This window comes from Kribbella sp. NBC_00662 (assembly GCF_041430295.1).
Taxonomy (GTDB): domain Bacteria; phylum Actinomycetota; class Actinomycetes; order Propionibacteriales; family Kribbellaceae; genus Kribbella.
In genome coordinates this window covers 1,596,858-1,619,587 of the sequence record NZ_CP109029.1, presented here as the reverse complement: position 1 = coordinate 1,619,587, position 22,730 = coordinate 1,596,858, and the positions used below count along the sequence as shown (strand labels likewise).

Genomic DNA, 22,730 nt, shown 5'->3' with positions numbered 1-22,730 from the left:
CCTCACAAGCAAGGCCCTACTCGGGCCAGGGCGAGTTCTTGATGACGTCGACGAAGTCGGTGTGGTGGTAGCCGGGCACGAAGTGTTCGAGAACGTCGGACTTCACGTTGCCGAACGTCGTCGCCGGCCGGTCCTGGATCCCTTCGGTGAAAGCCTCCAGGATCCGGTTCTTGAAGTCCGGACGCGGGTGGGCGGCGGTGACGGCGTCGCGCTGCGCGTCGGTGATGGCGTCGTACCCGAGGCCGAGTACGTCGAGTTCGACACCGCGGGTGACGAGCGCGATCTCGGCCGGCAGGTGCAGCGGGATCTCCGGCGTGGTGTGCAGCGCGATCGCGGTCCAGACCCGGTCGGCGCTCTCCCCGGTGATGCCGTGCTGGTGGAGGAAACGCCGGGCCTCGTCGGCGCCGTCGATCTCGAAGCGCTGGTCGGTACGGCGGTAGCGCTCGGTCAGGCCGAGGTCGTGGAACATCGCGCCGACGTACAGCAGCTCGGCGTCGTACTCGAGGTCCTTGCCGCGGAGGGCGCCGAACAGGAAGACCCGGCGGGAGTGGTCGAACAGCAGCGGCGACGCCACCTCGCGGACGAGTTCGGTCGCCTCGCGGGCCAGGGTGCTGTCGGGGATCCGGACCCCGGCGATGGTTTCGATCATGACTACAGGTTCGGCGTGCGGGCTAGGCTGACGCCATGTCCAATTCGCCGGATCAACCACAGATTCGGACACACCGAGTCGCCTTCGTGGTGTACGACGGCGTCACGCTCCTCGACGTGAGCGGCCCACTCGAAGTACTGCATCAAGCCAATCGAGTGCAGGACCGCCGCCGGTACGACACGGTGCTGGTGTCAGCCTCCAGTGGGCAGGTGACGACGGCGTCCGGTGTCGTGCTCGCGGGGGTGACCGCCGCCGCGGAGGTCGGGATGGTCGACACGGTGGTGGTCGCTGGTGCCGATCACCTGGTCGAGGGCGTGCCGACGGAGGTTGCCGACCTGACGCGGGCGCTTGCGGACGGGGCTGAGCGGGTGACGTCGGTCTGTAGCGGGGCGTTCGTGCTCGCGGGACTCGGTCTGCTCGACGGGCGGCGAGCGACGACGCACTGGCGACATGCGGCCGCGATGGCGCGGCAGTACCCCAACGTCGAAGTCGAGCCCGATGCGCTGCACATCACCGACGGGCGCTACGTGACCTCGGCCGGCATCAGCGCCGGCATCGACCTCGCGCTCGCACTGGTCGAGGCTGACCTCGGCGCCGACGCCGCGCGGACCGTGGCCCGCGAGCTGGTGGTCTTCATGCAACGGCCGGGCGGCCAATCCCAGTTCTCAACCGCGCTGGACACGCCGCCGGCGCGCAGCGATCCGCTGCGGGTGGTGACCGAGACCGTTGTGGCAGACCCCGCGGGCGACCACACCCTGCCGAACCTGGCGGCATCCGCAGCGGTCAGCCCGCGACACCTGACCCGCTTGTTCCAAAGCGAGTTCCAGACCACGCCGGGCCGCTGGGTCGAACGAGTCCGACTCGACCGCGCGCAGCAGCTCCTGCTCCACGGCCACAGCATCACCAAAGCAGCCCGCCTCAGCGGCCTGGGCAGCGACGAAACCCTGCGCCGCGCCTTCGCCAGACACCTCGGTCTCACCCCGACGGAGTACCTCCGCCGCTTCCAGGCGACGAGCTGACGAGCTGGACCGGTTGGCCCGGTCTTACCTGTGCGCACACGTCCAGGTCGGCGTCCGCGACGTACGCGATGACGGGGTAGCCGCCGGTGACGGGGTGGTCGGCGAGGAAGATGACCGGGGTGCCGGACGGCGGGATCTGGATCGCGCCGCGAGCCATACCTTCGCTGGCCAGTTCGCCGGATCGGGCGCGTTCCAGGGCAGTGCCGTCGAGGCGTACGCCGACGCGGTTGCTGTTGCTGCTGACCTGATAGGTCTGGGAAAGCAGTGCGGACCAGCCCGCGTCGGTGAACCAGTCGCGGCGGGGTCCTGGGGTCACCCGCAACACAACCTGACCACCTGCGGGGTGTGCGACAGGAGCGAGGTCCACCCCGGGCATCGGTTCGACAGTGTGGCCGACCGGAAGGGTCTGGCCGGACGTCAGCGGTGTCGGTCCGAGGCCGGACAGTAGGTCGGTGGAACGTGAGCCGAGGACCGGCGGTACGTCGATCCCGCCGCGGACGGCAAGGTAGGTGCGCAGGCCGCTGGACGGTGGGCCGAGCCGCAGCACCTCACCCGCCTTCAAGAACGCAGGCGCATTCAACGGCACACCGGTGCAGGGAGCCCCGGTGATCGCGACGACGAGGTCGGAGTCGGCGTGCAGCACCAGACCACCGAAGGTCACCTCGAGGGCGGCCGCGCCGGGAAGATTGCCGACCAAACGATTGGCCAGCGCATAAGCGGCCCGGTCGCAAGCACCTGACCCCGGTACGCCGAGCGCCGCCTGCCCGGATCGTCCGCGGTCCTGGATTGTTGCCAACGGCCCCGTTTCCAGGACGGTCAGGCTGCTCATCCACGGCCCGCGTCGACGAACCGGACCCTACGGCCCGGATGGAACAGCGCGGCAGGGTCGCGCTCCTGATCGAAGATCTTCGCGGTGGTGCGGCCGATCAGCTGCCATCCACCGGGGGACTCGCGCGGGTAGACGCCGCTGAACTCACCGGCCAGCGCGACCGCGCCGGCGGGGACCTTGGTCCGGGGTGATGAGCGGCGAGGGATGTCCCAGTCCCCGGTGGACGTCAGATAACCGAATCCCGGTGCGAAGCCGCAGAAGGCGACAGTCCACTCATCGGCGGTGTGGCGGCCGACCACCTCGTCCTGGGTGCAGCCGAGGAGCTCGGCGACGTCGCCCAGGTCGGCGCCGTCGTAGATCACCGGGATCTCGATGAGATCGCCGGTTGTCCGGTTGTCTGCGGAGGGAGTCACGTCGTGCAGGGTTCGCGACAAGGCAGCTAGGTCGCCCGATGTGGTGACCAGCACGGTACGGGCGGCCGGGACGATGTCGACGACGTCCGCCGGCGCATCCGCGGTCAGCGCGGCGTAGTACCCGAGCACCTGGTCGAGATCGTCGAGCTCGACCAGCAGCGCCCGGTCGCCCGCCGGGAGGATTCGCATCAGCCGGTGAACGGGCGCACAGTGACGCCCGCTCCCTCCAACGCGTCACGCACCCGTCGAGCGATGTCGACAGCGCCCGGGGTGTCGCCGTGGACGCAGATCGATGCCGGGTCGACCACCAGCGAGCCGCCGGAGCTGTCCCGGATCGGTTGGCCGGTCGCCATCGCAGTACAGCGGGCCGCGATCTCGTCCGCGTCGTGCAGCACGGAGCCGGCCTCGCGTCGCGACACCAAGGTGCCGGAAGGGGCGTACGCACGGTCCGCAAAGGCCTCGTGCACTGCCGTCAGGCCGGCCTCCGACGCAAGCCGAAGCCACACCGAGCCAGGAAGGCCGAGCACAGGCAGCGTCTTGTCGTACTCCGCGACCGCGGCGACGACTGCAGCCGCCTGCGCTTCATGATGGCCGATCGTGTTGTACAGCGCGCCATGCGGCTTCACGTACCGCACCCGGTCACCCGCGATCCGCGCGAACGCATCCAGCGCGCCGATCTGGTACAGCACCTCGTCGCGCAACGCGGCCGGCTCGATGTCGAGGAACCGCCGCCCGAAGCCGGACTTGTCGGCGTACCCGACATGGGCCCCGATCGCGACCCCGCGCTCGACCGCCTCGGCCGTCACCCGCCGCATGATCGACGGATCGCCGGCGTGGAACCCGCAGGCCACGTTCGCGCTGGTGACGACCTCGAGCAGGGCCGAGTCGTCGCCCATCGACCAGGAACCGAATCCTTCACCCATGTCCGCGTTGAGGTCCATGCGGCCACCTCCCTTGCCCGAGCCTAGAGATTGTTCAACAATCCTGCAAGAGGCTTGTTCTACTTTTCCTTGCTGCTCCCGTGCGGGATGATGCGGAGATGAGTACGGGTGGGGCCGAGACCGAACGGCAGGCGTGGTTGCGAACCGTCGCCGCCGACGTCGCGCGACTGGATCGGAGCAGCTCCGCGGAGCGGGCCGCCGACATCCTTCGCCGCAGTATCACCGAAGGTGCGCTGCCGCCCGGCGCCCAACTCTCCGAGATCGAGCTGACCGAGGTCCTGGAGGTCAGCCGGAACACGCTGCGCGAGGCGTTCCGTCTGCTGACCCATGAAGGTCTGCTCGTCTACAAGCTGCACCGCGGAGTGTTCGTCCCCGAGCTGGACGAGCGCGATGTGATCGACCTCTACCGGCTCCGCCGGGTGCTGGAGGTGGACGTCGTCCGTGGACTCGCCGACCGCGACCCGGAGCTGCCGGCGAGTCGCCTGGAGCCGTTGCAGGACGACGTCGAGGCAGCCGAGGCTGCCGCCCGCGCGGACCGCTGGCCGGCCGTCGGTACGGCGAACATGCGCTTCCACGAGCACCTGATCGGTCTGGCGGACAGCTCCCGGATGGACGCGATGACCGGCCGGCTGCTCGCGGAGTTGCGGCTCCTCTTCCACGTGATCGCGACCCCGCGCGAGCTGCACGAGCCGTACATCGCGCGCAACCGCAGGCTGTTCGAGCTGCTCGAGGCCCGCAAGTACGACGAGGCCGCGGCCGACCTGCACCAGTACCTGCTCGACTCCGAGGCCGGCATCCTCGCGGCGTTCCGAGATAAGGGCTTGCGCACGCCCGCAAAAACCTGAGTTGATGAGTCAAATCGTGAGCTGCAAAGGGGAGCACAGTCATGTCGGATGACGCCCGGACCGAAGAGACGCCGAAGTCGTACCGCCCCATCGACGCCAAGGGGTTCCGGGACTTCATCTCGCGTGGCTGGGGGCCGGTGGATCGCTCGGTCACGGTGCCGGAAGGGCTCGCCGAGGCGGCCGCCGAGCACCGGCGGAAGCTCGCCGCGGCGTTGCCGGGACGGCGCATCGCGATCGCGGCCGGCCGTGCGCCGGTCCGGTCGAACGACACCGACTACCTGTTCCGCGCCGACAGCGACTTCGTCTGGCTGACCGGATGCCAGGCCGAGGGCGCCGTACTGGTGATCTCGGGCGACGGCGACGCGACGCTCTACCTGCGTGAGACGGCCGGCCCGGACGAGGCGGACTTCTTCGCGAACGCGCGCGACGGCGAGCTGTGGATCGGCCCGGTGCCGGGGCTCAAGGACTGGTCGGACGCGCTGCAGATCGCCTGCCGCCCGCTCGAGGAGCTGCCCGCCGCGGTGCGCGGCGCGGTTCCGTTCATGCTGTCGGTGCCCGGTGTCGAGCCGATGCTGGACGCGTTGGTACGGACGTCGCCGACCGACGGCAACGCGCTGCGGCAGACGCTCGCCGAGCTGCGCCGGATCAAGGACGACTGGGAGCTCGATCAGTTGCGCGAGGCGGTCGCGGCCAGCGTGCTCGCGTTCGGCGACGTGGCGAGCGAGCTTCCCGAGGCGATCCGCGGCGGCGGTGAGCGCTGGCTCCAGGGCACCTTCGACCGGCGGGCGCGGACCGCGGGCAACGGCGTCGGGTACGCCTCGATCGTTGCTGCTGGCAACCACGCGCCGGTGCTGCACTGGGTCCGCAACGACGGCCCGGTGAACGAGGGCGACGTGATCCTGCTCGACGCGGGCGTCGAGACCCGGACGCTGTACACCGCCGACGTGACCCGGACGTTCCCGGCGACCGGCGAGTACACAGAGGCGCAGCGTCAGGTACACGACCTCGTGCACAAGGCGCAGCTCGCCTCACTCGAGGCGGTCAAGGTCGGAGCGCCGTACCGCGCCTTCCAGTACGAGGCGCTGCGGGTGCTGGCCGAAGGGCTGCGGGACTGGGGTCTGCTCGAGGCGTCGATCGACGAGCTGCTCGGCCCGGACGGGCAGCAGCACCGCCGCTACATCGTCTGCGGGACCGGTCACTACATCGGCCTCGACGTCCACGACTGCGACGCATCGCGTCCGGAGGCGTACTTCGCCGGCACGATCGAGGCCGGCATGGCGCTCGCGGTCGAGCCCGGACTGTACTTCCACCCGAACGACGAGACCGTGCCGCCGGAGCTGCGCGGGATCGGCATCCGGATCGAGGACAACGTCGTCGTGCACGCCGACCGGCTGGAGATCCTCACCGAGGACCTGCCGATCACCACCGACGGCCTGGAGCAGTGGACCCGCTCACACCTGAAGTAATCAAGCGATCGCTCAAAATTAACCGTCACAACCGGTAACACTCGCCCGCCCAGCACGATGTACAGAGCGGGGGAGGGTCGAACTCGGCCGGGCGCGTGGCTAGTGGGGGGCCGCGTACCATGCGCCAGGCCGAGGCGGCCCCGACTGGGCCCGGGGGGACCCAGGGATCCCTGGGTACGGGGAGTAGTCATCATGAATCTACGGGTGCGTGTAGTGCACTACGGCAGTCGGCACTGGTACGCCGACATCGATGACGCCGACGATCCGCAGCCCGACGACCCGTTCTGGTTCGTCGACAACTGCCGGACCCAGGCGCAGGCACTGGAGACCGCCTGCAACGAGCTCCGGCTGATGTCGGGCCGGCTGGTCCGCGGGGACCAGCTCGACCGCGTCCTCGAAGTCACCGGCGTACCGGTCTGAGTTTCACCCGACCGGCGGTACGGCGGCGCAGCTGCTGCCGCGCCTCGGTACGTCGCGTGCGATCAGGTAGTCGTCGATCGTGGTCTGCATGCACGGGCTCGAGTTGTAGCTCCCGTGTCCCCAGCCCTCGTACGTCAGCAGCACGCCGGAGCGGCCGAGCTGCCGCTGGACGCTCTGCGCCATCTTGTACGGCGTGGCAGGGTCGTGGATCGCGTTGGCGAGGAGCACCGGCGTCTTGAGTCCGTGCACCTTCAGCACGTGCTGCGGGTTGTTCGCCTGCGGCGCACCGAGGCAGATCGACACAGCCATCAGCTGACCCGGGTAGCGCATGTCCCGGTTGTTCCGGGCGAGCCGCTGCAGGTGCGCGGCGTACTCGCGGTAGTCCTTGACCGGAAGATTCCAGTCCTGACAGAACACTGCCAACGGGTACTGCGCAAGCCCGGTCGGGACCGCGGCCGCTGACGGAGTATCGAGGGCCTTCAGCGTCTCGGCCAGCGCGGACCACTCCGGGTCGTAGAGCATCCGGAACACCTGGAAACTCAACTTGAACGGATCACTCGACCGCGCCAGCAGCCCGGCCCACAGCGCATGGATGTCCCGCCCGTGCAGTGCACAGCTCGCCGAAGCGTCACACCACTTCACGAACTCGTCGAACGAATCCTGCGCCGCAGCCGCCTGCACGTCCAGGAAGGACTTCGTCGTGGGCGAGCCGTGGTCGATCACGCTCTCCACCACCATCGCTTGGACCCGGTTCGGATACGTCTCGGCGTACTGCGCTCCGAGCAGCGTCCCGTACGAGCTGCCATGGAACGAGATCGTCGACTCACCGAGTGCCCGGCGTACTGCGTCGACGTCGCGCACTGTCTGCCACGTGTCGATGTGGTCGTACAGCGGACCGGTGTGCTCGCGGCAGTCCGAAGCGAGCTGTCGGTTGTAGGTGATAGTCGCCGCGAACTCGGCCGTGCTGTTGATGATCGGCGACGGCTGCTTCGCGAGCAGTGCGGCCGAGCACTGCACCGGATTGCTGCGGGCCACGCCTCGCGGGTCGAAGCTGACGATGTCGAAGCGGTCCTGCAGGTCGGCGCTGAACCGGCTCATCCCGGTCTTGATCCGATCGACCCCGGAGTCGCCCGGGCCGCCCGGCCCGAACACGAGCACTCCGATCCGCTGGCCCTTCGCCGTACGTCGGGCGATGGCGAGGTCGAAGGTCGGTCCATTCGGGTTCCGCCAGTCGACCGGCAGTTGCAGCGTCGCGCATTGGGAGCCCTTCACCAGGGCGGGATCGTCCTTTCCTTCCGGTCTGCAGTCGGCCCAGTGCACCCGGCTGGGAGTGGCAGAGGCGGTCGTCGTCAGCCCGGCCGCGGCGACCCCGAGTACTACGGCGCCGGCCAGGGCGCGTCGTGTGAACTTCATGCCGACGATCCTTCGGCAATCGCTTGCTGACAACATCAGGGACGATCCCCGCGCGACCCTGATCACGGATTCAGGGGCCGGATTGACTGAGGCCGGGCGGCCGCCGTACCGTCCACAGCGTGAGGTTGCGTCTCTCGCTCTCACGCCTACTGCGCGGCGCCCGGCGGGCACCTCGCTGCGCTGGAGGGAAGGGAATGATGGATCCGCATCGCCCCCTTCCCTCCAGCACACCGAGGCACTCCGCCGGGCACCTGCTCGCTACGGCGTGAGAGCGAGAGACGCAACCTGGTCAACTCAACAGCCGCATGAACCCGTGCGGGAGAGTCCCGGGCCAGGTAGACAGACTCTGGACCCGGGCGCCGTAGGAGCAACTCTCCCCAAGAATCTCTCAGGCACCTTCACCGCACGGGCGAGGCATCTCTGGAGGACGTCGGGTCCAACAGAGCGGGGAGGACACCAAACGGTCAACGGCGACCGGAAGGAACCTCCACACGATGGCGATCAGCGTCTTCGACCTGTTCAGTATCGGGATCGGCCCGTCGAGCTCCCACACCGTGGGACCGATGCGTGCGGCCCGCACCTTCGCACTCGGCCTCGCCGCCGACGGCCTGCTGGCCGCCACCGCGACCGTCCATGCCGAGCTGTTCGGTTCGCTCGGCGCGACCGGGCACGGACACGGCAGCAACAAGGCCGTCCTGCTCGGACTCGAGGGCGCCGACCCGGAGACCGTCGCCACGGACTCGGTCGACGCGCGGGTCGAGACGATCCGTGAGCGTGGCCGGATCGTGCTGGCCGGTGAGCACGAGATCGCCTTCGACGAGAACGCCGACCTGGTGATGCATCGCCGCAAGGCCCTCCCGTACCACCCGAACGGGATGATCTTCGTCGCCCGCGACGCGACAGGCGCAGTACTGCGGGAGCGCACGTACTACTCGGTCGGCGGCGGATTCGTCGTCGACGAGAACGCCGCCGCGGGTGACCGGATCGTGCTGGACACCACCCCGCTCAAGTACCCGTTCACCACCGGCGCGGAGTTGCTCGACCGGTGCCGCGAGTCGCAGCTGTCGATCAGCGAGGTGATGCTCGCGAACGAGCTCGCCTGGCGGACCGAGGACGAGATCCGCGACGGCCTGCTGCGGATCTGGCAGGTCATGCAGGACTGCGTCCGCGAGGGCTGCGAGACCGAGGGCATCCTGCCCGGCGGGCTGAAGGTGCCGCGCCGGGCGCACGCCCTGCACAAGAAGCTCAGCCAGGACCCGTGGTCGGTCGATCCGCTCAAGGTGATGGACTGGGTCAACCTGTTCGCGCTCGCGGTGAACGAGCAGAACGCGTCCGGCGGCCGGATCGTCACCGCGCCGACGAACGGTGCCGCGGGCATCATTCCCGCCGTACTGCACTACTACCGCCGCTTCGTGCCCGGTTCCACCGAGGACGGTGCGGTCCGGTTCCTGCTGACCGCCGGGGCGATCGGCGTGCTCTACAAGGAGAACGCGTCGATCTCCGGCGCCGAGGTCGGCTGCCAGGGCGAGGTCGGGTCGGCCTGCTCGATGGCCGCCGCCGGTCTGTGTGAGGTCCTCGGCGGTACGCCGCAACAGGTCGAGAACGCCGCCGAGATCGCGATGGAGCACAACCTCGGGCTGACCTGCGACCCGGTCGGCGGCCTGGTGCAGATCCCGTGCATCGAGCGGAACGCGATGGCGTCGGTGAAAGCGATCAACGCGGCCCGGATGGCGATGCACGGCGACGGCGTCCACGTGGTCACGCTCGACAAGGTCATCAAGACGATGCGCGAGACCGGCGCCGACATGAAGATCAAGTACAAGGAGACCTCCCGCGGCGGCCTCGCCGTCAACGTCATCGAGTGCTGATCACCACGGGACGGTCCCGTGCAGGCTCAGGTACTCCGCGGTCGGCCCGGTCTGATCGATCTGCGCCAGCCGGGCGATGATCTCGGCGCCTTCCTCGACGGTCTGGTAGCCGTTGTGGTCGTTGAAGTCGGTCGCCGTGTAGCCGGGGTCGACGGTGTTGATCCGCAGCTCGGGCAGCTGCCGCGCATACTGCACCGTCAGCATGTTGAGCGCCGCCTTCGAAGCGCCGTACGCCGGGGTGGGTACCCAGACGGGCACAGTGCTCACCCCGTTCGGATCCACGGCGGCGGCGATCGAGCCGAGACCGCTGGAGACGTTCACGATCACCGGGTTGTCGCTGCGCTCCAGCAACGGCAGGAACCGGCGGATCATCCGCACCGGCCCGTACACGTTCAGCTCGAAGACCTGACGGAAGTCGTCGGCGGTCAGATCCCGGATCTCCTTGCGTGGTCCGGGGATGCCGGCGTTGTTGATCAGTACGTCGAGTGAATCCAGCTGTTCGGCCGCCGCGTCGACGGACTCGTCGCTCGTGACGTCCAACTCGACGTACTGCGCGCCGAGGTCCGCGGCGGCCTGCTTGCCGCGTTGGGGGTCCCGGGCGCCGATGTAGACGGTGTGGCCGGCCGCGATCAGCTGCCTGGCCGTTTCGTATCCGAGGCCTCTGTTCGCCCCGGTGATGAGTGTCGTGGTCATGGCTTCAGGCTCCCGTGGGCGCTCCCGAGCAGGTAGTACCCGTGATGTCCTAGGGAATGGCAGTACCAGGCTGTTCCGGACCGGGCGCGGAATACTGGAACCATGGCTGAGCTCGGTAGGACGCTGCACGCCTGGCGCGATCGCGTGACACCGGAGCAGGTCGGACTGCCGGCCGGCGGGAAGCGGCGCGCGCCGGGGCTGCGGCGTGAGGAGCTCGCCCAGCTCGCCGGGTTGTCGGTCGACTACATCGTCCGGCTCGAGCAGGGCCGGTCGGACTCGCCGTCCGCGCAGGTGCTGACCGCGTTGGCCCGGGCCCTCCGGTTGTCCGATGCCGAGCGCAACCATCTGTTCGTGCTGGCCGGTGCGGTGGAGCCGTCACCCGGCCGGCTGTCGGCGTACATCCCGCCCGGGGTGCAGCGGATCGTGGATCAGCTGGACGGGGCACCGCTGTGCGTGTGCGACGCCGCCTGGACGATCATCACCTGGAACCCGCTGTTCGCCGCCGTGATCGGCGATCCGTCCGAGTGGCGCGGGTGGGGCCGCAACATCGTCTACAAGCAGTTCATGGCGCCGGGCGGTCGCGTCGTACAGACGCCGGAGCAGCAGCGGGACTTCCGGATCGCGATGGTGACGGATCTGCGGGCGTCGCTCGCGCGCTACCCGCACGACCCGGATCTCCGGGGGCTGATCGACGAGCTCCGCGCACAGCACGAAGACTTCGCGCGGCTGTGGGACCAGCCGGTGATCGACTTCCACCGCTCCGAGCAGAAGACCATCCGGCATCCCGAGGTGGGAACGTTCACGATCGACTGTGACGTGCTCGCGGTCCCGGGCAACGATCTGCGCATGGTCGTGTACACCGCCGCACCGGACACCGAGGCCGCCGAGAAGCTCCGGCTGTTGTCGGTGATCGGCCTGCAGGCGTTGACCTGAGCTATCAGCTAACGCACCGCATTCCTACGATCGCGTAGGCGGTTCGGAATTACTGGAATTTGAAGTTCTTTCGTTCAATTTCTTCCAAGGGCTGTTTGAATCGACTCTTGGGCCGATAATCTCCGGGACTTGTGAGACCGATCTCTGCCACGGCATCCCGCCGCCCGCCCTGGCAGAATCCGCGGCATCGCCGTCAGGCTGCCGCCGGCGCGGGTGTTCTGTTGCTCGGATGCCTCGTGCTGGCCTTTCTCGGGTTCCGCAGCGGCGGCCCGCAGCCGGCCAGCCCGGTCGCCGGCCTGGAGCCCGGTCGCCCGACCCAGAACCTCCCGGCCATCCCGCGGACCGCTTCGCCGACACCCGGTACGACGCCCAGCGCCGTACCGACGACGTTGCCGACAGCAACCAAGCCGGGCGAGATCGAGTTGCCGAGCGGTCTCACCACCACGGGCTATCCCGTGATCACCACGGGTACGCCGACGCCGCAGATCGTCGAGACGACCGGTCCGACGACGGTGGTCACCGAGCGCCCGCCGACCGTCCCGCCCACGGTGCCGACCACTGCACCGACCACTGCACCGAGCACCGCCCCGACCAGCGCCCCCAGCGACCGCCCGACCACATCCACTCCGACCGAGCCGCCCCCGACCAGCAGCACCCCGACCGCCCCGCCCACCACACCGGACGACCCCGATCACCCCACGGGCGGCCTGGGCGGCCTCCTCGGGTCCCTCCTGGACAAGCTCGGGCTCTAGTACGCCTCGACCTCGGTGGTGTCGGCGTTGCCGTTGGGCATGGGTTTGAGGTTCACCTGCCAGCCCTGGTTCTTGCCGAAGGTCTGGTCGAACTTCTCGAAGGCGCAGTCGGCGCGGAACTTGCGGTTGTCCGCGTCCCAGTCGGTGCCGCTCTTGAAGTACAGGTGGTAGGCGCCGCCGATCTGCTTCACGGTCGTGGTCCTGGTCGCCCGGATGTAGACCATCACCTGTGGGCTGCTCGGTGGCTTGCCGTCGGTGACGATCGAGACCGCGACGTCCTTCGCCGTGCCGTTGGTGATCTTGAGCTGTCCCGTTCCGTTCGGGCCGCGTCGTACCAGTACCTCGCCGCTGTCCGGGCGCACCTGTTCAGGCGCGGGACCAGGGTCGGGCAGTGTCTTGCCGAACGTCAGCTTGAGCCGCTGCAGCTGGACGAGTGCGGCACTCAGGTCGGTGCGTAGCTGACGCTGGACCTGCTGTGACGTGTACGCGACTCCGCCGCACCGCGCGTCGTCCTCGGTCACGGCCGACAACCCCGAGAGCTGGGTAGCCGCAACGCCGATCCGCACCTGGAGCAGCCCGTGTACGGCGCTCAGTCGCGAGGTCACCTTGATCGCAGCCAGTCGCACCGCGATCGTGTTGAGTGAATCGGCCAGCGTGTTCATGGCATCGCTCAGCCCTTCGGCCGTGCGGACCCGCGTCAGCCGCGACGCCGGGGCAGCCAGCACCTGGTCGATCCGGGTCAGCTCGGCCTGGTACGCCGCCGTACCCAACGGCTCCGCCACCGGAACCGATGACGCCGGCGCAGGCACAGCACTGCTCGAGGCGGATGGTGCGGTCGGCGAAGGATCCGCCGTTCCACCACAACCGGCCAGCAAGCACACCCCGACACAGAGCGCAGCCCAGCGCCTCATCCCCTACCCCCCAGGTCCTCACCCCTGAAGCAGCAAGAGTACCCGTCAGTCCCTGGAGCTGGGACGAACGAAAGGAAACGCCAGCGTGCTTCGGATGTTCTGCCCGGTCAGCATCATCATCACCCGGTCGACGCCGATGCCCAGACCGCCGGTCGGTGGCATCGCGTACTCGAGTGCGGACAGGAAGTCCTCGTCCAGCGACATCGCCTCCGGATCGCCCGCGGCGGCCTTCAACGACTGCTCGGTCAGGCGCCGGCGTTGTTCGACCGGGTCGACCAGTTCGGAGTACGCCGTACCGATCTCGGCGCCGAAGGCAACCAGGTCCCAGCGCTCGGCGAGCCGCGGATCGGAGCGGTGGTTGCGGGTCAGCGGCGAGGTCTCCAGCGGGAAGTCGGTGTAGAACGTCGGGAACGTCGTGTTCGGCTCGACGAGCTCGTCGTACAGCTCCAGCACCAGCTCGCCGGCCGACATCTCGAACGTCGTGTGGATGCCGTGCTCCGCGCAGAGCTCCCGCAGCCGTTCGACCGGGGTGTTCGGGTCGATCTCGACCCCGGCCGCCGTGCCGACGGCGTCATGGACCGTGACGACCGGCCATTCCCCGGAGATGTCGATCTCGGCGTCGGCCCGGCGGACGACGGGCTTGCCGAAGACCGCGGTCGCGGCCTCGATCAGCAGCTCACGGGTCAGCTCGCGCATCACGTGGTAGTCGGCGTACGGCTGGTAGGCCTCGACCGAGGTGAACTCAGGGTTGTGGGTCGCGTCGGCGCCTTCGTTGCGGAAGTTCCGGTTCAGCTCGAAGATCTTGCCCATCCCGCCGACGCTGAGCCGCTTCAGGAACAGCTCCGGCGCGATCCGGAGAAACAGTTCGGTGTCGTAGGCGTTGATGTGCGTGACGAAGGGCCGGGCGTTCGCCCCGCCGTGCACCGCCTGCAGCATCGGCGTCTCGACCTCGATGAACCCGCGCGTCTCGAAACCGTTGCGGATGGCCCGTACGGCGGCACTGCGCTGCTGCATCATCCGCAGCGAGTCCGGGTTCATCACCAGGTCGATGTGCCGCTGCCGCACCCGCGCCTCGGGATCGGTGAACCCTTTCCGCTTGTCCGGCAACGGATGCAGGCACTTCGCCGCCATCACCCACGACGTCGCCGCGATCGACAGCTCACCGCGCCGGCTCGTCACCACCTCACCGGTCACGCTGACGTGGTCACCGATGTCGACAAGTCGCCGCCACTGCTCCAGCGGTACGTCGCCGCACGCCTCGGCCGTGAACATCACCTGCAGCTGCGTCAGCCCGTCCTGCAACTGCGCGAACGCCAGCCCGCCGTGGTTGCGCATCCGCATCACCCGGCCGGTCACCGACACCTGGCGATCGGTGTGATGATCCGGCGGCAGGTTCGGGTACAGCTCCCGCACCCGCTCCAGCGTCTCGGTCCGCGGCACGCTGACCGGGTACGGGTCGATGCCCGCGGCAACGAGCTCGGCGAGCTTGGCCCGCCGGATCTGCTCCTGCTCGGTCAGCTTGCGCTCCGGCAACGCCGGCCGCAGCAGTTCCTCTTCCTGTCCGCGGACGGCGGTCGCGAACGCGCGCCCGTCGGCTGCCATGATCGCGTGCCGCTCGGCCGTCTCGACACTGTCGACGCGGGTCCACGGACGCGGTGCGGGCAGGAAGCCTTCCGCCGTACCGGCCGCCAGCACCACCTGAGCGAGCGACGCACCGCGCGAATAGCACATCAACCGCGGGGACCAGCGCGGCAGGTACTTCTCGTTCGACTGGTACAGACTCTCCAGTTGCCAGAAGCGCGAGGCGCCGGTGAGCAGCGCGTTGGTCAGGCGCAGCACCGGACCGGCGCCGACCCGCTCGGCATCGCTGAAGATCTCGCGGAACATCGCGAAGTTCAGCGAGATCCGGTGGATGCCTTGATCGCCGGACGCCTCGATCAGCGAGGTGACCATGAACTCCATCAACCCGTTCGCGGACTCCGGGTCGCGCCGCATCAGGTCCAGCGACACACCCCGCACGCCCCACGGGACGAACGACAACAGGCCGCGTACGACGCCGTCCGCGTCCCGCGCGATGACCATCACACAGCGCGCGTCGGCCGGATCACCGAGCCGCCCGAGCGCCATCGAGAACCCGCGCTCGGTCCGCGCACCCCGCCACCGCTCGGCCAGGTGCACGTACTGCGCCAACGTCTCCGGCGACAGGTCCCCGTGCCGCACGACCTCCGCGTGATAGCCGGCCCGTTGGACGCGCGTCACCGCCTGCCGCACCGGGCGCATCGTCCGGCCCTCGAGCGTGAAGTCCGCGACGTCGATGATCGCCTCGTCGCCCATCGACAACGCGCGCAGGCCCGCGTCGACGTACGCCTCGGCTGCCTCCTCGCTGGCGGACAGGACGGCGGGAGACCAGCCGTACCGTCGCGCTTCGACGAGCCAGCGTTGGATCGCGGCCGGCCAGGCGAGGGGATCGCCCAGCGGATCACCGCTGGCCAGGCTGACACCGTTGACCACCCGGTAGGCGATCGCGGCGTTGTTGTCCGGCGAGAAGACGATCGCCTTGTCGCGGCGGGTCGCGAAGTACCCGAGGGAATCGCGCTCGCCGTGCAGGAGCAGGAGCCGTCGTACCTCGAGCTCTTCGGGCTGGGTCAGGTAGCGGACGCGTTGGACCGAGCGGAGGAAGATCCAGAACGCGATCACCAGCGAGGCCGCGGAGATCGCGCCGACCGTCAGGCCGATCCAGCCGTGTCCCTCGTGGCCGCCCAGCTTGCTGCGGGACTGGCCCAGCGCGGCGATGATCGCCCAGCCGATCTTCTGTCGCTGACCGCTCAGCGTCCGCGGGAAGATCTGGGTGAGGGTGATGCTGACCGCGATCGAGATCAGCATGCCGAAGACCAGCGCGCCGACCGCGAGCCGGCGCGTGCCGGGGGCGAGACGGGCCGGGAAAGCGCCACGGATCTTCCACAGCAGCACGATCAGCGCGGCCACGACGACCCACTGGACGATGGCCCACTCGAGATCCTGCACCGTGGTGCGGTCGAGATCCGACAGCCACTCGGTGTCCCCGGGGTTGCTCAGCCGGACGGTGCTGAACGCGATGTACGCGGTCAGCCCGAGCAGCCACAGTGCTTCGAAGACCCACAGCACCCACAGGAGTGCGGCTCGCTTACCGCGCAGCAAAGCGCTGCCGACCACCGCGAGGTAGACGGCGGAGAAGAACGTGTGACCAGCCGGGATGCCGACGAAGTCGAACGCCATGTCGACGTGCTTGACGAAGACCGGAGCTCCGATGTGCAGCGGAATGGCAAGGAACGACCAGACCGAGGCGAGCACGACGACGCGGCCCACCCAGACCGCGGCCCGGTGCTGCCACACCGGTATCACTGCTACTTGTTCCGACCGCACCAGCCGATCATCCCATTAGTTCGATGAGACTTCGGTCGACCTAGCACTACCTCGACCCTACCCCTGACGCCACAGCCAAGGCTTTGGTTGTCATGCCACGCTGACCAACATGGAGGCAGTCCCGTACCGCCTGGTCCGCAACCTGCTGCTGGCCGCCGCCGTGCTGTACTGCAGCCTGCTGCTGGAGGCGGCGGCCGGCTTCCCGCTGAACGTCCACACGTCCTTCCTCAGCGAGCTCGGTGCACGCGACCGGTCGACCAGCCTCTACGCGCGGGCGATGGACCTGTCCAGCAGCGTGCTGACGCTGCTCGCGGTCCTGCTCGCGCGCCGGAATCGTGCGCTGGCCGGGTTGCTGATCAGTACTGCGGTCTTCGCCGTCGGGACGATGTTCGATTCGTTCTCGCCGATGGACTGCGCACCGTCTGCCAGCGAGGCGTGCCGGGCAAGCGAGACGAGCGGACAGGCCGGTGCGGCGCTGGTACTGCATGAGGCGACGTCGACCATGGCCGGCGCCGGCACGATCGCCATGGCTGTCTACGCGATCCTGCTCCTGCGGCGCGCGCGAAGCTGGTTGAGCAGGCTGGTCGTCGTACTCGCGGGTGGAGTCCTGGTCACTCAGGTCTGGCTCGGGTCGGTGGTCGGGTACGAGACGCTGAGCGGCCAGGAGGTGGCCGCACCGGGCATCCTGCAACGGGCCTCTACCCTGCTTTTCTGCTTAATGTTGGGGACTTTGTTACCAGGTCTGAGGCAAGCTTTCTCTCGATGACCGTGATCTGGATCGTGGTGCCCGGCCTGGCCGAGACTCCGGAGGAGTTCGCCCGGGTCGTCGAGCTGTTGCCGGACCAGGACGTCCGCGTGATCGATCCGTGGCGTACGCCGATCACGTCCGACGTGGACGCGTTGCGCGCGGCCGCCGACGTACCGCCGGACGCGGTGATCGGACTGATCGGGCATTCGATCGGCGGGCTCGCCGTACTGCGGTGGGCGCTGACCCGGCCGCTGGAGGTGACCCGGTTGGTGCTGGTCGACACCAGCCTGACCTCGGAGACCGGATGGCGTGCGTTCTACCCGGGCACGCGCGGTGATCGGGCGATCCGGTCGCTGGCCCGGTTCCTCGGGCGGGCCGGCCTGCCGAGCGTGATCGGTACCGGACTGCGGCGGCTGAGTGTCCGCGTCGGCAGCAGGTCGAACCACGAGCTGTTGTCGAAGGCAACGGCGAGGAGCAGGTACGGCGCGGACACGTCGTGGCTGCTGTTCTGGGACGAGCTGGCCGGCAGCTGGGAGCTGGCCGCCGAGGTGCAGAAGCTGGTGGCCGGACCGGTCGGCGCACTCCCGCCCACCACGCTGCTGGTCGCCACCGGCGGCAGTTCGCGCTTCACCGCCACCCGCTGGCTGGCAGGCCAACGCCGCCTGGCCGACAAACTCGGCGGCACGGTCGAGGTGCTCCCCGACTCCGCCCACCTGGTCCACCTGGACCGCCCCGACGCCATCGCGGCCGCCGTACTGCGGTAAACCCGGCCTAGGTAGTGCTGGTCATGGCGGGGGTGGGTAGCTTGCGCTGCCAGACCTCGTCGAGGGCCATGCGCATCGCGCCGGTGACCACGGCGTCCTCGGCCAGGGCGGACAGCTCCAGCTTCGGGTGGTTGAGCGTCAGCAGCCGCAGCTGGTCGGAGATGGCATCCAGCAGTACGGCGCCGGCGCGTGCGACACCGCCACCGATGACCACGGCAGTCGGGTCCAGCACCAGGATCGACGGCGCCAGCGCGCGTGCGAACGACCGCGCCACCTGCTGTACGACGGCCTGCGCGACCGGATCACGGTCGGCCGCCGCGGCGAACACGTCCGCGGTGTCGAGTTGGTCACCGCCCAGTTCGGCCAGGCGCGACTCCGGGTGGTCCAGCGCGGCCTGACGGCCAAGCGCAGCGATCGCCTCCGATCCGACTGCCCGCTCCAGCGGTCCGCGGCTGTCCTCGGGGTTGATCACGTCATCCGGACCAGTGGCGATGAAGCCGATCTCACCGGCCGCCCCAGTACCCCGGTGCAGCCGACCGTCGATGACGATGCCGGCACCGAGTCGCTCACCCCACTGGACCGCCAGCAGCGTGCCGGTGCCACCTCGGGCGGCAGCGATCGCCAGCGCGGCCAGGTTGGCGTCGTTGTCCAGCATCACCGGGCAGTCGAGCAGGCCGCGCACGTGCTTGATCAGGTCGATCGCCGACCAGCCCGGCACGCTGGGAACCAGCTGGACCCGCCCGGTGTGCTCGTCGACGATGCCAGGGCTCGCGGCGACCGCGGCGGCGACGTCCTCGGCCGGCACCTCGGCCTCGGCGAGCGCCTCGGTGATCACCTCACCGATGACGCCGAGCAGCTCCTGGGCGGTCCAGCCCGGCCCGGAACGCCGTACGAGGGACAGCTTGCGGCCGGCCAGGTCGGAGACGCCCACCGTCACGCGGTGCGGACCGACGTCGAGGCCGAGAACCGGCGCGGCGCGGCCGCGGAGCGAGACGCGGATGGCCGGGCGGCCGAGCGAGCGGTCCGCGGAGTCGGGCCCGTGCTGCTGCAGCCAGCCGGCGTCGAGCAGCTCGTCGACGGCCTGTGCGACCGTCGGTCTGGCCAGCCCGGTCCGCTCGACCAGTTCGGCGACGCGCAACGGTGCCGGCGCGGATCGTCGGACCGCATCCAGGACCGAGGCGACATTGATCCGCCGCAGCATCGTCGTACCGCCGCCGCCGACCGTTCCCTTGCTCATGTCCGACCCCTTGCCTGCCACTCGCCCAGTATAGATAGCGAGCGTTCGTAAATACTGTCCATTGGCCGCGTCGGCTGGCGGGTCCCGATGCGTGAGTCGACAACTATCACCCAACGGGTGCCATATGTTCCAGCACACGCATCGCTGCCCGGAATCGGATCTGTTCAGTCCTGAAAAACCGTTCGGGCGAAACTGCTCAGTGCCTCCCGGTCGGGTTGCTGTGTCTTGGTCATCAGACTGGCCACGTGTTTCTCGACCGTCCGTGGCGAGATGTGCAGGCGGGACGCGATCGACTTGTTCCCGATCCGGTCCACCAGCAGCCGGCAGACCTCGTACTCCCGGGTGGTGATCCCCAGCTGCCGCAAGTGCGCCGGCACCTGCTCCGAGCCGTTCCGGCGCTGGGAGACGGTCGCGCCGAGCTGCCGCATCAGCCCGCGGCAGGCACTCGCGACCGCCGAGATGTCCGCGGTGTGGAAGTAGTCCTCGGCCAGGCGCAACCACGCGACCGGGTCGCCCCAGCCGTCCGCGGCGGCCGGCTCGGCCACCATCCGCAGCCCGAGATGCCGCGCCAACGGGAACAGCGACGCGGTCTCCGTCGCCTCCAGCACCTTGGCGTTGGCCGCCTCGACCTGACCGTCCCGGCCGAGCAGTACGGCGTGGGCCAACTGGACGAACTGCCTGTTCCACCGCATCCCGCTCGCCGCGGTCGCGGTCACCGCCTCGAAGTGCGCCCAGCCGTTGCGACCGGACAGTACGCCGAGCAGCAGCGCCAGGCCGTTCTTCCCGGAGAGGTGGAACGTGGTCGGGTTCTGCGCGTCGTACGCGAGCGCCTGCGCCAGCTCGGAGTCGGCGAGCTCACGGTTCTCCTCGAGGAGTGCGCAGAACGTCCGGGCCAGGCCGTAGGAGTACGGCAGCTCGTACGACGCCCGCTCGCCGCCCCAGTTCGTGATCTCGGCCAGCGTCGCCTCCATCGCGGACCTGCGGCCCTGGTGCGCCTCCAGGATCGCCTTGGTCGCAAGGAAGAACGTCGCCGACCGGCCGAGCCGCATCCGCCGGGTGACCTCGACGCACTCGTCGATGATCGCGGCGGCCCGCGCGTAGTCGGACTGCAGGATCAGCTGCTGGCCGAGCATGCCGTCCACGTCGTATACCAGCGTGATGGCGCCGATACGGAGCGCCTGCTGCCGGGACCGCTCCAGCTCGACGATGCTGCCGTCGGCGAGATAGAGGCTGACCGACTGGAGGATGTGCGAGACGACCCGCTGGAGCGTCATCCCGTGGTCCTCGGCGATCTGCCGGGCCCGATGGAAGTAGTCGATCGACCGGTCGAGGTCGTGCTCGCGGGCCAGGATGCCCAGCAGTTGCAGGGCCTCGCAGGCGACCTCGGGCAGCTCGGCGCGTTCGGCCGCCGCGGCGGCGCGGGTGGCCAGCTCGGTGGCCGCCTTCAGCCGGCCGGGGTTCGTCCGGGCGAATTCCAGGTTGGCGGCGACCACGTCGATCGGCGCGAGGTCGGCGTCGCCGGCGTCGTTGCCGAGCAGCGACCGGGCGGTCGCGACATGCTGGAGCGCGGCCGCCCAGCGGCCGGCGACCATCTCCGCGTTCGCGAGCTGGACGTGCAGCGCGGCGACCTTGCGGCTGTCGAGATTGCGGTCGGCCAGTTCGTCGACGGTCGCGGCGTGCACGGCCAGCTGCTCGAAGCCTCCGGTCGCGCTGAGTGCGAGCAGCAGGGCGCCGAGCACGTCGGCCCGGTGGCCGATGTCGGGATCGGCGGCCAGCAACGTGTTCGCGCGGTCCAGCAGGTTGGCCGCCGACCCGGTCGAGCCGTCGTCGAAGGACCGCCGTCCGGCGAGTGCGAACAGCCGGCCGGCGCGGACGGTGTCGCCGCCGGTCTCGGCTAGTTCGGCGACCATCGGGCACCACTCGCCGGGCAGTCCCGGGTGCAACTCCTCGACGGCGTCCGCGCAGCGGCGGGCCAGGGCGGAGCGTTCGGTCGGCGTCAGGCCGGCGAGCAGCGACTCGGCGGTGAGCGGATGCCGGAACGCGTACCAGTCCGGCGCGGGCTCGTCGGGACCGACCAGCTGGGCGGCCACACCGGCCCGGAGCGTGGCCAGCAGCACACGTTCGTCGGTCCCGGTCGCCGTACGCACGATGCTCAGCGGGAACCGGTGCCCGATCACCGCGGCCAGCACGAGGATGTCGCGCGACTGCGGCCCGAGCTGCGCGGTCCGGCTGCTGATGCTGCGCACCACCGCCGCCGGGACGTTCGTGTGCAGGTCGTCGACGACCTGCACGCTGCCGTCCGGCCCGGACACCAGCTGTCCGCTGCGGTTCGCCTCCTGCAGCAGTTCCTCAACGATGAAAGGGATTCCGGCGCTGTCGTTCCACAGCTGGTCAGTCAGCTGTTCCGGCACGCCGTCGACCGGAACCTCCAGGCACCCCGCGGCGAGCTCGGCGACCTCGCCCCGCCCCAACGGCGGCAGTTCGATCAGTTCGGCGGTACCTCGCTGCGCCGACAACCGGGCCAGTTCGTACGCCGGGCACGTCTCGGGCCGCATCGTCGCGACGAGCGTGATCGGCTGGTCGTCCAGGTTGTCGAGCAGGTACTCGATCACGGCCAGCGTCTCCGGGTCGGAGCCGTGCAGGTCTTCGAGAACGAGTAGACAGCCGCGGTCCCGGCCGACCAGGGTCAGCAGTCGCAGCACTGCCTCTCCGAGCACGACCGGTGACGCTGCGGTGTCGTGCGCGGTGCCGTCGTCCCAGTCCGGAACGAGCCGGCCGAGGACCTGCCGGTACGGGCCGAGGCCTTCGGTCGTGGGCATCTCGCCGCGCCGGATCAACGACAGCAGGGCTTCGGTGAACGGGCGGAAGGCAACCATCGTGCCGATGGCGCCGACCCGTCCGCGCAGCGTCGTCATACCCGCGTCGAGGGCCTGGGTGGTGGCGGTCGCGGCCAGGCGGCTCTTTCCGATGCCGGGTTCGCCGACCAGGAAGATCGCACCACCACGACCGTCGTGTGCTCCGGTCAGCAGGCGCTGAAGGCTCTCGATCTCCCGGGCTCTGCCGACCACGGTAGGCGAACGGGTCTGCATGGTTGCCAACTGTAACTACAGATGCTTGTCGCCGCAGGAGTCCGACCGAGGGTCGGCCGCCCACAAGGGGGCGGCCGGCCACTCCATCAAACGTTCGCTGCTTGTCGGCAGGTTGCTCAGCCGCCGACGACCCACGGAAGGCCGTTGGGCGTCATGACTGTGACTGCCATGGCGCTGGCGCCGGCGACGCCGACGAGGGCCATCGCCCGGGCCGCGATCCGGTACCGCTTCGGCACCGTGATCGGGCTGACTGCTTCGGTGCGGTCCGGCGTCGCGAACTGCTCGTCTGCCGGAGTTTCGTGCTGAACCTCGTGGTGCTGCTGGGCGGTCATGTTGTT

At 69.4% G+C, this 22,730-nt stretch carries 20 protein-coding genes and 1 riboswitch; of the genes, 9 read left to right on the top strand and 11 right to left on the bottom strand.

What is annotated here, in order from left to right; all coding sequences use genetic code 11:
- Positions 1 to 16: 16 nt before the first annotated feature.
- Positions 17 to 649 (bottom strand): HD domain-containing protein, encoded by a 633-nt coding sequence (locus tag OHA10_RS08180; RefSeq protein ID WP_371405561.1) that lies wholly within the window; start codon positions 647 to 649, stop codon positions 17 to 19.
- A gap of 35 nt (positions 650 to 684) precedes the next feature.
- On the opposite strand from OHA10_RS08180, the gene OHA10_RS08175 reads away from it, so the two are divergent.
- Positions 685 to 1,668: a GlxA family transcriptional regulator gene (locus tag OHA10_RS08175; RefSeq protein ID WP_371405560.1), complete on the top strand. Its 984-nt coding sequence runs from the start codon at positions 685 to 687 to the stop codon at positions 1,666 to 1,668.
- On the opposite strand, the gene OHA10_RS08170 is transcribed toward OHA10_RS08175, so the two are convergent.
- The 3 genes from OHA10_RS08170 to OHA10_RS08160 are packed head-to-tail and all read right to left on the bottom strand — an operon-like array spanning position 1,625 to position 3,851.
- A complete protein-coding gene (locus OHA10_RS08170) occupies positions 1,625 to 2,497 on the bottom strand; it encodes a biotin-dependent carboxyltransferase family protein (RefSeq protein ID WP_371405559.1) in 873 nt (290 codons plus the stop codon). The genes OHA10_RS08175 and OHA10_RS08170 overlap by 44 nt on opposite strands.
- A complete protein-coding gene (locus tag OHA10_RS08165) occupies positions 2,494 to 3,099 on the bottom strand; it encodes an allophanate hydrolase subunit 1 (protein WP_371405558.1) in 606 nt (201 codons plus the stop codon). The genes OHA10_RS08170 and OHA10_RS08165 overlap by 4 nt, the downstream gene beginning before the upstream one ends.
- A complete protein-coding gene (locus tag OHA10_RS08160) occupies positions 3,099 to 3,851 on the bottom strand; it encodes a LamB/YcsF family protein (RefSeq protein ID WP_371405557.1) in 753 nt (250 codons plus the stop codon). The genes OHA10_RS08165 and OHA10_RS08160 overlap by 1 nt, the downstream gene beginning before the upstream one ends.
- A gap of 98 nt (positions 3,852 to 3,949) precedes the next feature.
- Here OHA10_RS08160 and OHA10_RS08155 point away from each other — a divergent pair, with 98 nt between their 5' ends.
- The 3 genes from OHA10_RS08155 (at position 3,950) to OHA10_RS08145 (ending at position 6,582) form a co-directional block, all read left to right on the top strand.
- A complete protein-coding gene (locus OHA10_RS08155) occupies positions 3,950 to 4,696 on the top strand; it encodes a GntR family transcriptional regulator (RefSeq protein ID WP_371405556.1) in 747 nt (248 codons plus the stop codon).
- Between the two features lie 41 nt (positions 4,697 to 4,737).
- Positions 4,738 to 6,162 carry an aminopeptidase P family protein gene (locus OHA10_RS08150; protein WP_371405555.1) on the top strand — a complete coding sequence of 475 codons (1,425 nt, stop codon included), beginning with the start codon at positions 4,738 to 4,740 and terminating at the stop codon, positions 6,160 to 6,162.
- A 192-nt stretch (positions 6,163 to 6,354) separates the two neighbouring features.
- Positions 6,355 to 6,582, top strand: a complete 228-nt coding sequence (locus OHA10_RS08145; protein ID WP_371405554.1) for a hypothetical protein — start codon at positions 6,355 to 6,357, stop codon at positions 6,580 to 6,582.
- A gap of 3 nt (positions 6,583 to 6,585) precedes the next feature.
- Here the strand turns inward: OHA10_RS08145 and OHA10_RS08140 are convergent, their stop codons facing one another.
- Entirely contained in the window at positions 6,586 to 7,995 is a 1,410-nt protein-coding gene (locus OHA10_RS08140) for an alpha/beta fold hydrolase (protein WP_371405553.1), read from the bottom strand.
- Between the two features lie 306 nt (positions 7,996 to 8,301).
- Positions 8,302 to 8,409: riboswitch (glycine riboswitch) on the top strand.
- 80 nt (positions 8,410 to 8,489) lie between these two features.
- On the opposite strand from OHA10_RS08140, the gene OHA10_RS08135 reads away from it, so the two are divergent.
- Positions 8,490 to 9,863, top strand: coding sequence for an L-serine ammonia-lyase (locus OHA10_RS08135; protein ID WP_371405552.1), 1,374 nt, complete (start codon positions 8,490 to 8,492; stop codon positions 9,861 to 9,863).
- Here the strand turns inward: OHA10_RS08135 and OHA10_RS08130 are convergent, their stop codons facing one another.
- Complete coding sequence (locus tag OHA10_RS08130; RefSeq protein ID WP_371405551.1) at positions 9,864 to 10,556, bottom strand: SDR family NAD(P)-dependent oxidoreductase; 693 nt, start codon at positions 10,554 to 10,556, stop codon at positions 9,864 to 9,866. It abuts the gene before it with no gap.
- Positions 10,557 to 10,658: 102 nt separating this feature from the next.
- On the opposite strand from OHA10_RS08130, the gene OHA10_RS08125 reads away from it, so the two are divergent.
- Both OHA10_RS08125 and OHA10_RS08120 read left to right on the top strand, forming a co-directional pair.
- Positions 10,659 to 11,489, top strand: coding sequence for a helix-turn-helix transcriptional regulator (locus tag OHA10_RS08125; RefSeq protein WP_371405550.1), 831 nt, complete (start codon positions 10,659 to 10,661; stop codon positions 11,487 to 11,489).
- 131 nt (positions 11,490 to 11,620) lie between these two features.
- Entirely contained in the window at positions 11,621 to 12,241 is a 621-nt protein-coding gene (locus tag OHA10_RS08120; RefSeq protein ID WP_371405549.1) for a hypothetical protein, read from the top strand.
- On the opposite strand, the gene OHA10_RS08115 is transcribed toward OHA10_RS08120, so the two are convergent.
- Positions 12,238 to 13,023 carry a hypothetical protein gene (locus tag OHA10_RS08115; RefSeq protein WP_371405548.1) on the bottom strand — a complete coding sequence of 262 codons (786 nt, stop codon included), beginning with the start codon at positions 13,021 to 13,023 and terminating at the stop codon, positions 12,238 to 12,240. The two genes, OHA10_RS08120 and OHA10_RS08115, sit on opposite strands and share 4 nt — an antisense overlap.
- A 174-nt stretch (positions 13,024 to 13,197) precedes the next feature.
- Positions 13,198 to 16,524, bottom strand: a complete 3,327-nt coding sequence (gene lysX / locus OHA10_RS08110; RefSeq protein WP_371405547.1) for a bifunctional lysylphosphatidylglycerol synthetase/lysine--tRNA ligase LysX — start codon at positions 16,522 to 16,524, stop codon at positions 13,198 to 13,200.
- A gap of 139 nt (positions 16,525 to 16,663) precedes the next feature.
- Between lysX and OHA10_RS08105 the strand changes: the two genes are divergently transcribed.
- Both OHA10_RS08105 and OHA10_RS08100 read left to right on the top strand, forming a co-directional pair.
- The gene (locus OHA10_RS08105) at positions 16,664 to 17,320 is read left to right on the top strand and encodes a DUF998 domain-containing protein (RefSeq protein ID WP_371405546.1); all 657 of its coding nucleotides are present in this window, start codon (positions 16,664 to 16,666) and stop codon (positions 17,318 to 17,320) included.
- Entirely contained in the window at positions 17,317 to 18,066 is a 750-nt protein-coding gene (locus OHA10_RS08100; RefSeq protein WP_371405545.1) for an alpha/beta fold hydrolase, read from the top strand. The genes OHA10_RS08105 and OHA10_RS08100 overlap by 4 nt, the downstream gene beginning before the upstream one ends.
- Before the next feature lie 7 nt (positions 18,067 to 18,073).
- On the opposite strand, the gene OHA10_RS08095 is transcribed toward OHA10_RS08100, so the two are convergent.
- The 3 genes from OHA10_RS08095 to OHA10_RS08085 form a co-directional block, all read right to left on the bottom strand.
- Entirely contained in the window at positions 18,074 to 19,303 is a 1,230-nt protein-coding gene (locus OHA10_RS08095) for an ROK family transcriptional regulator (RefSeq protein ID WP_233714893.1), read from the bottom strand.
- 164 nt (positions 19,304 to 19,467) lie between these two features.
- On the bottom strand, positions 19,468 to 22,392 hold the full coding sequence (locus OHA10_RS08090; protein WP_371405544.1) for a helix-turn-helix transcriptional regulator: 2,925 nt from the start codon (positions 22,390 to 22,392) through the stop codon (positions 19,468 to 19,470).
- A gap of 116 nt (positions 22,393 to 22,508) precedes the next feature.
- Entirely contained in the window at positions 22,509 to 22,724 is a 216-nt protein-coding gene (locus tag OHA10_RS08085; RefSeq protein WP_371405543.1) for a hypothetical protein, read from the bottom strand.
- Between the last annotated feature and the right edge of the window lie 6 nt (positions 22,725 to 22,730).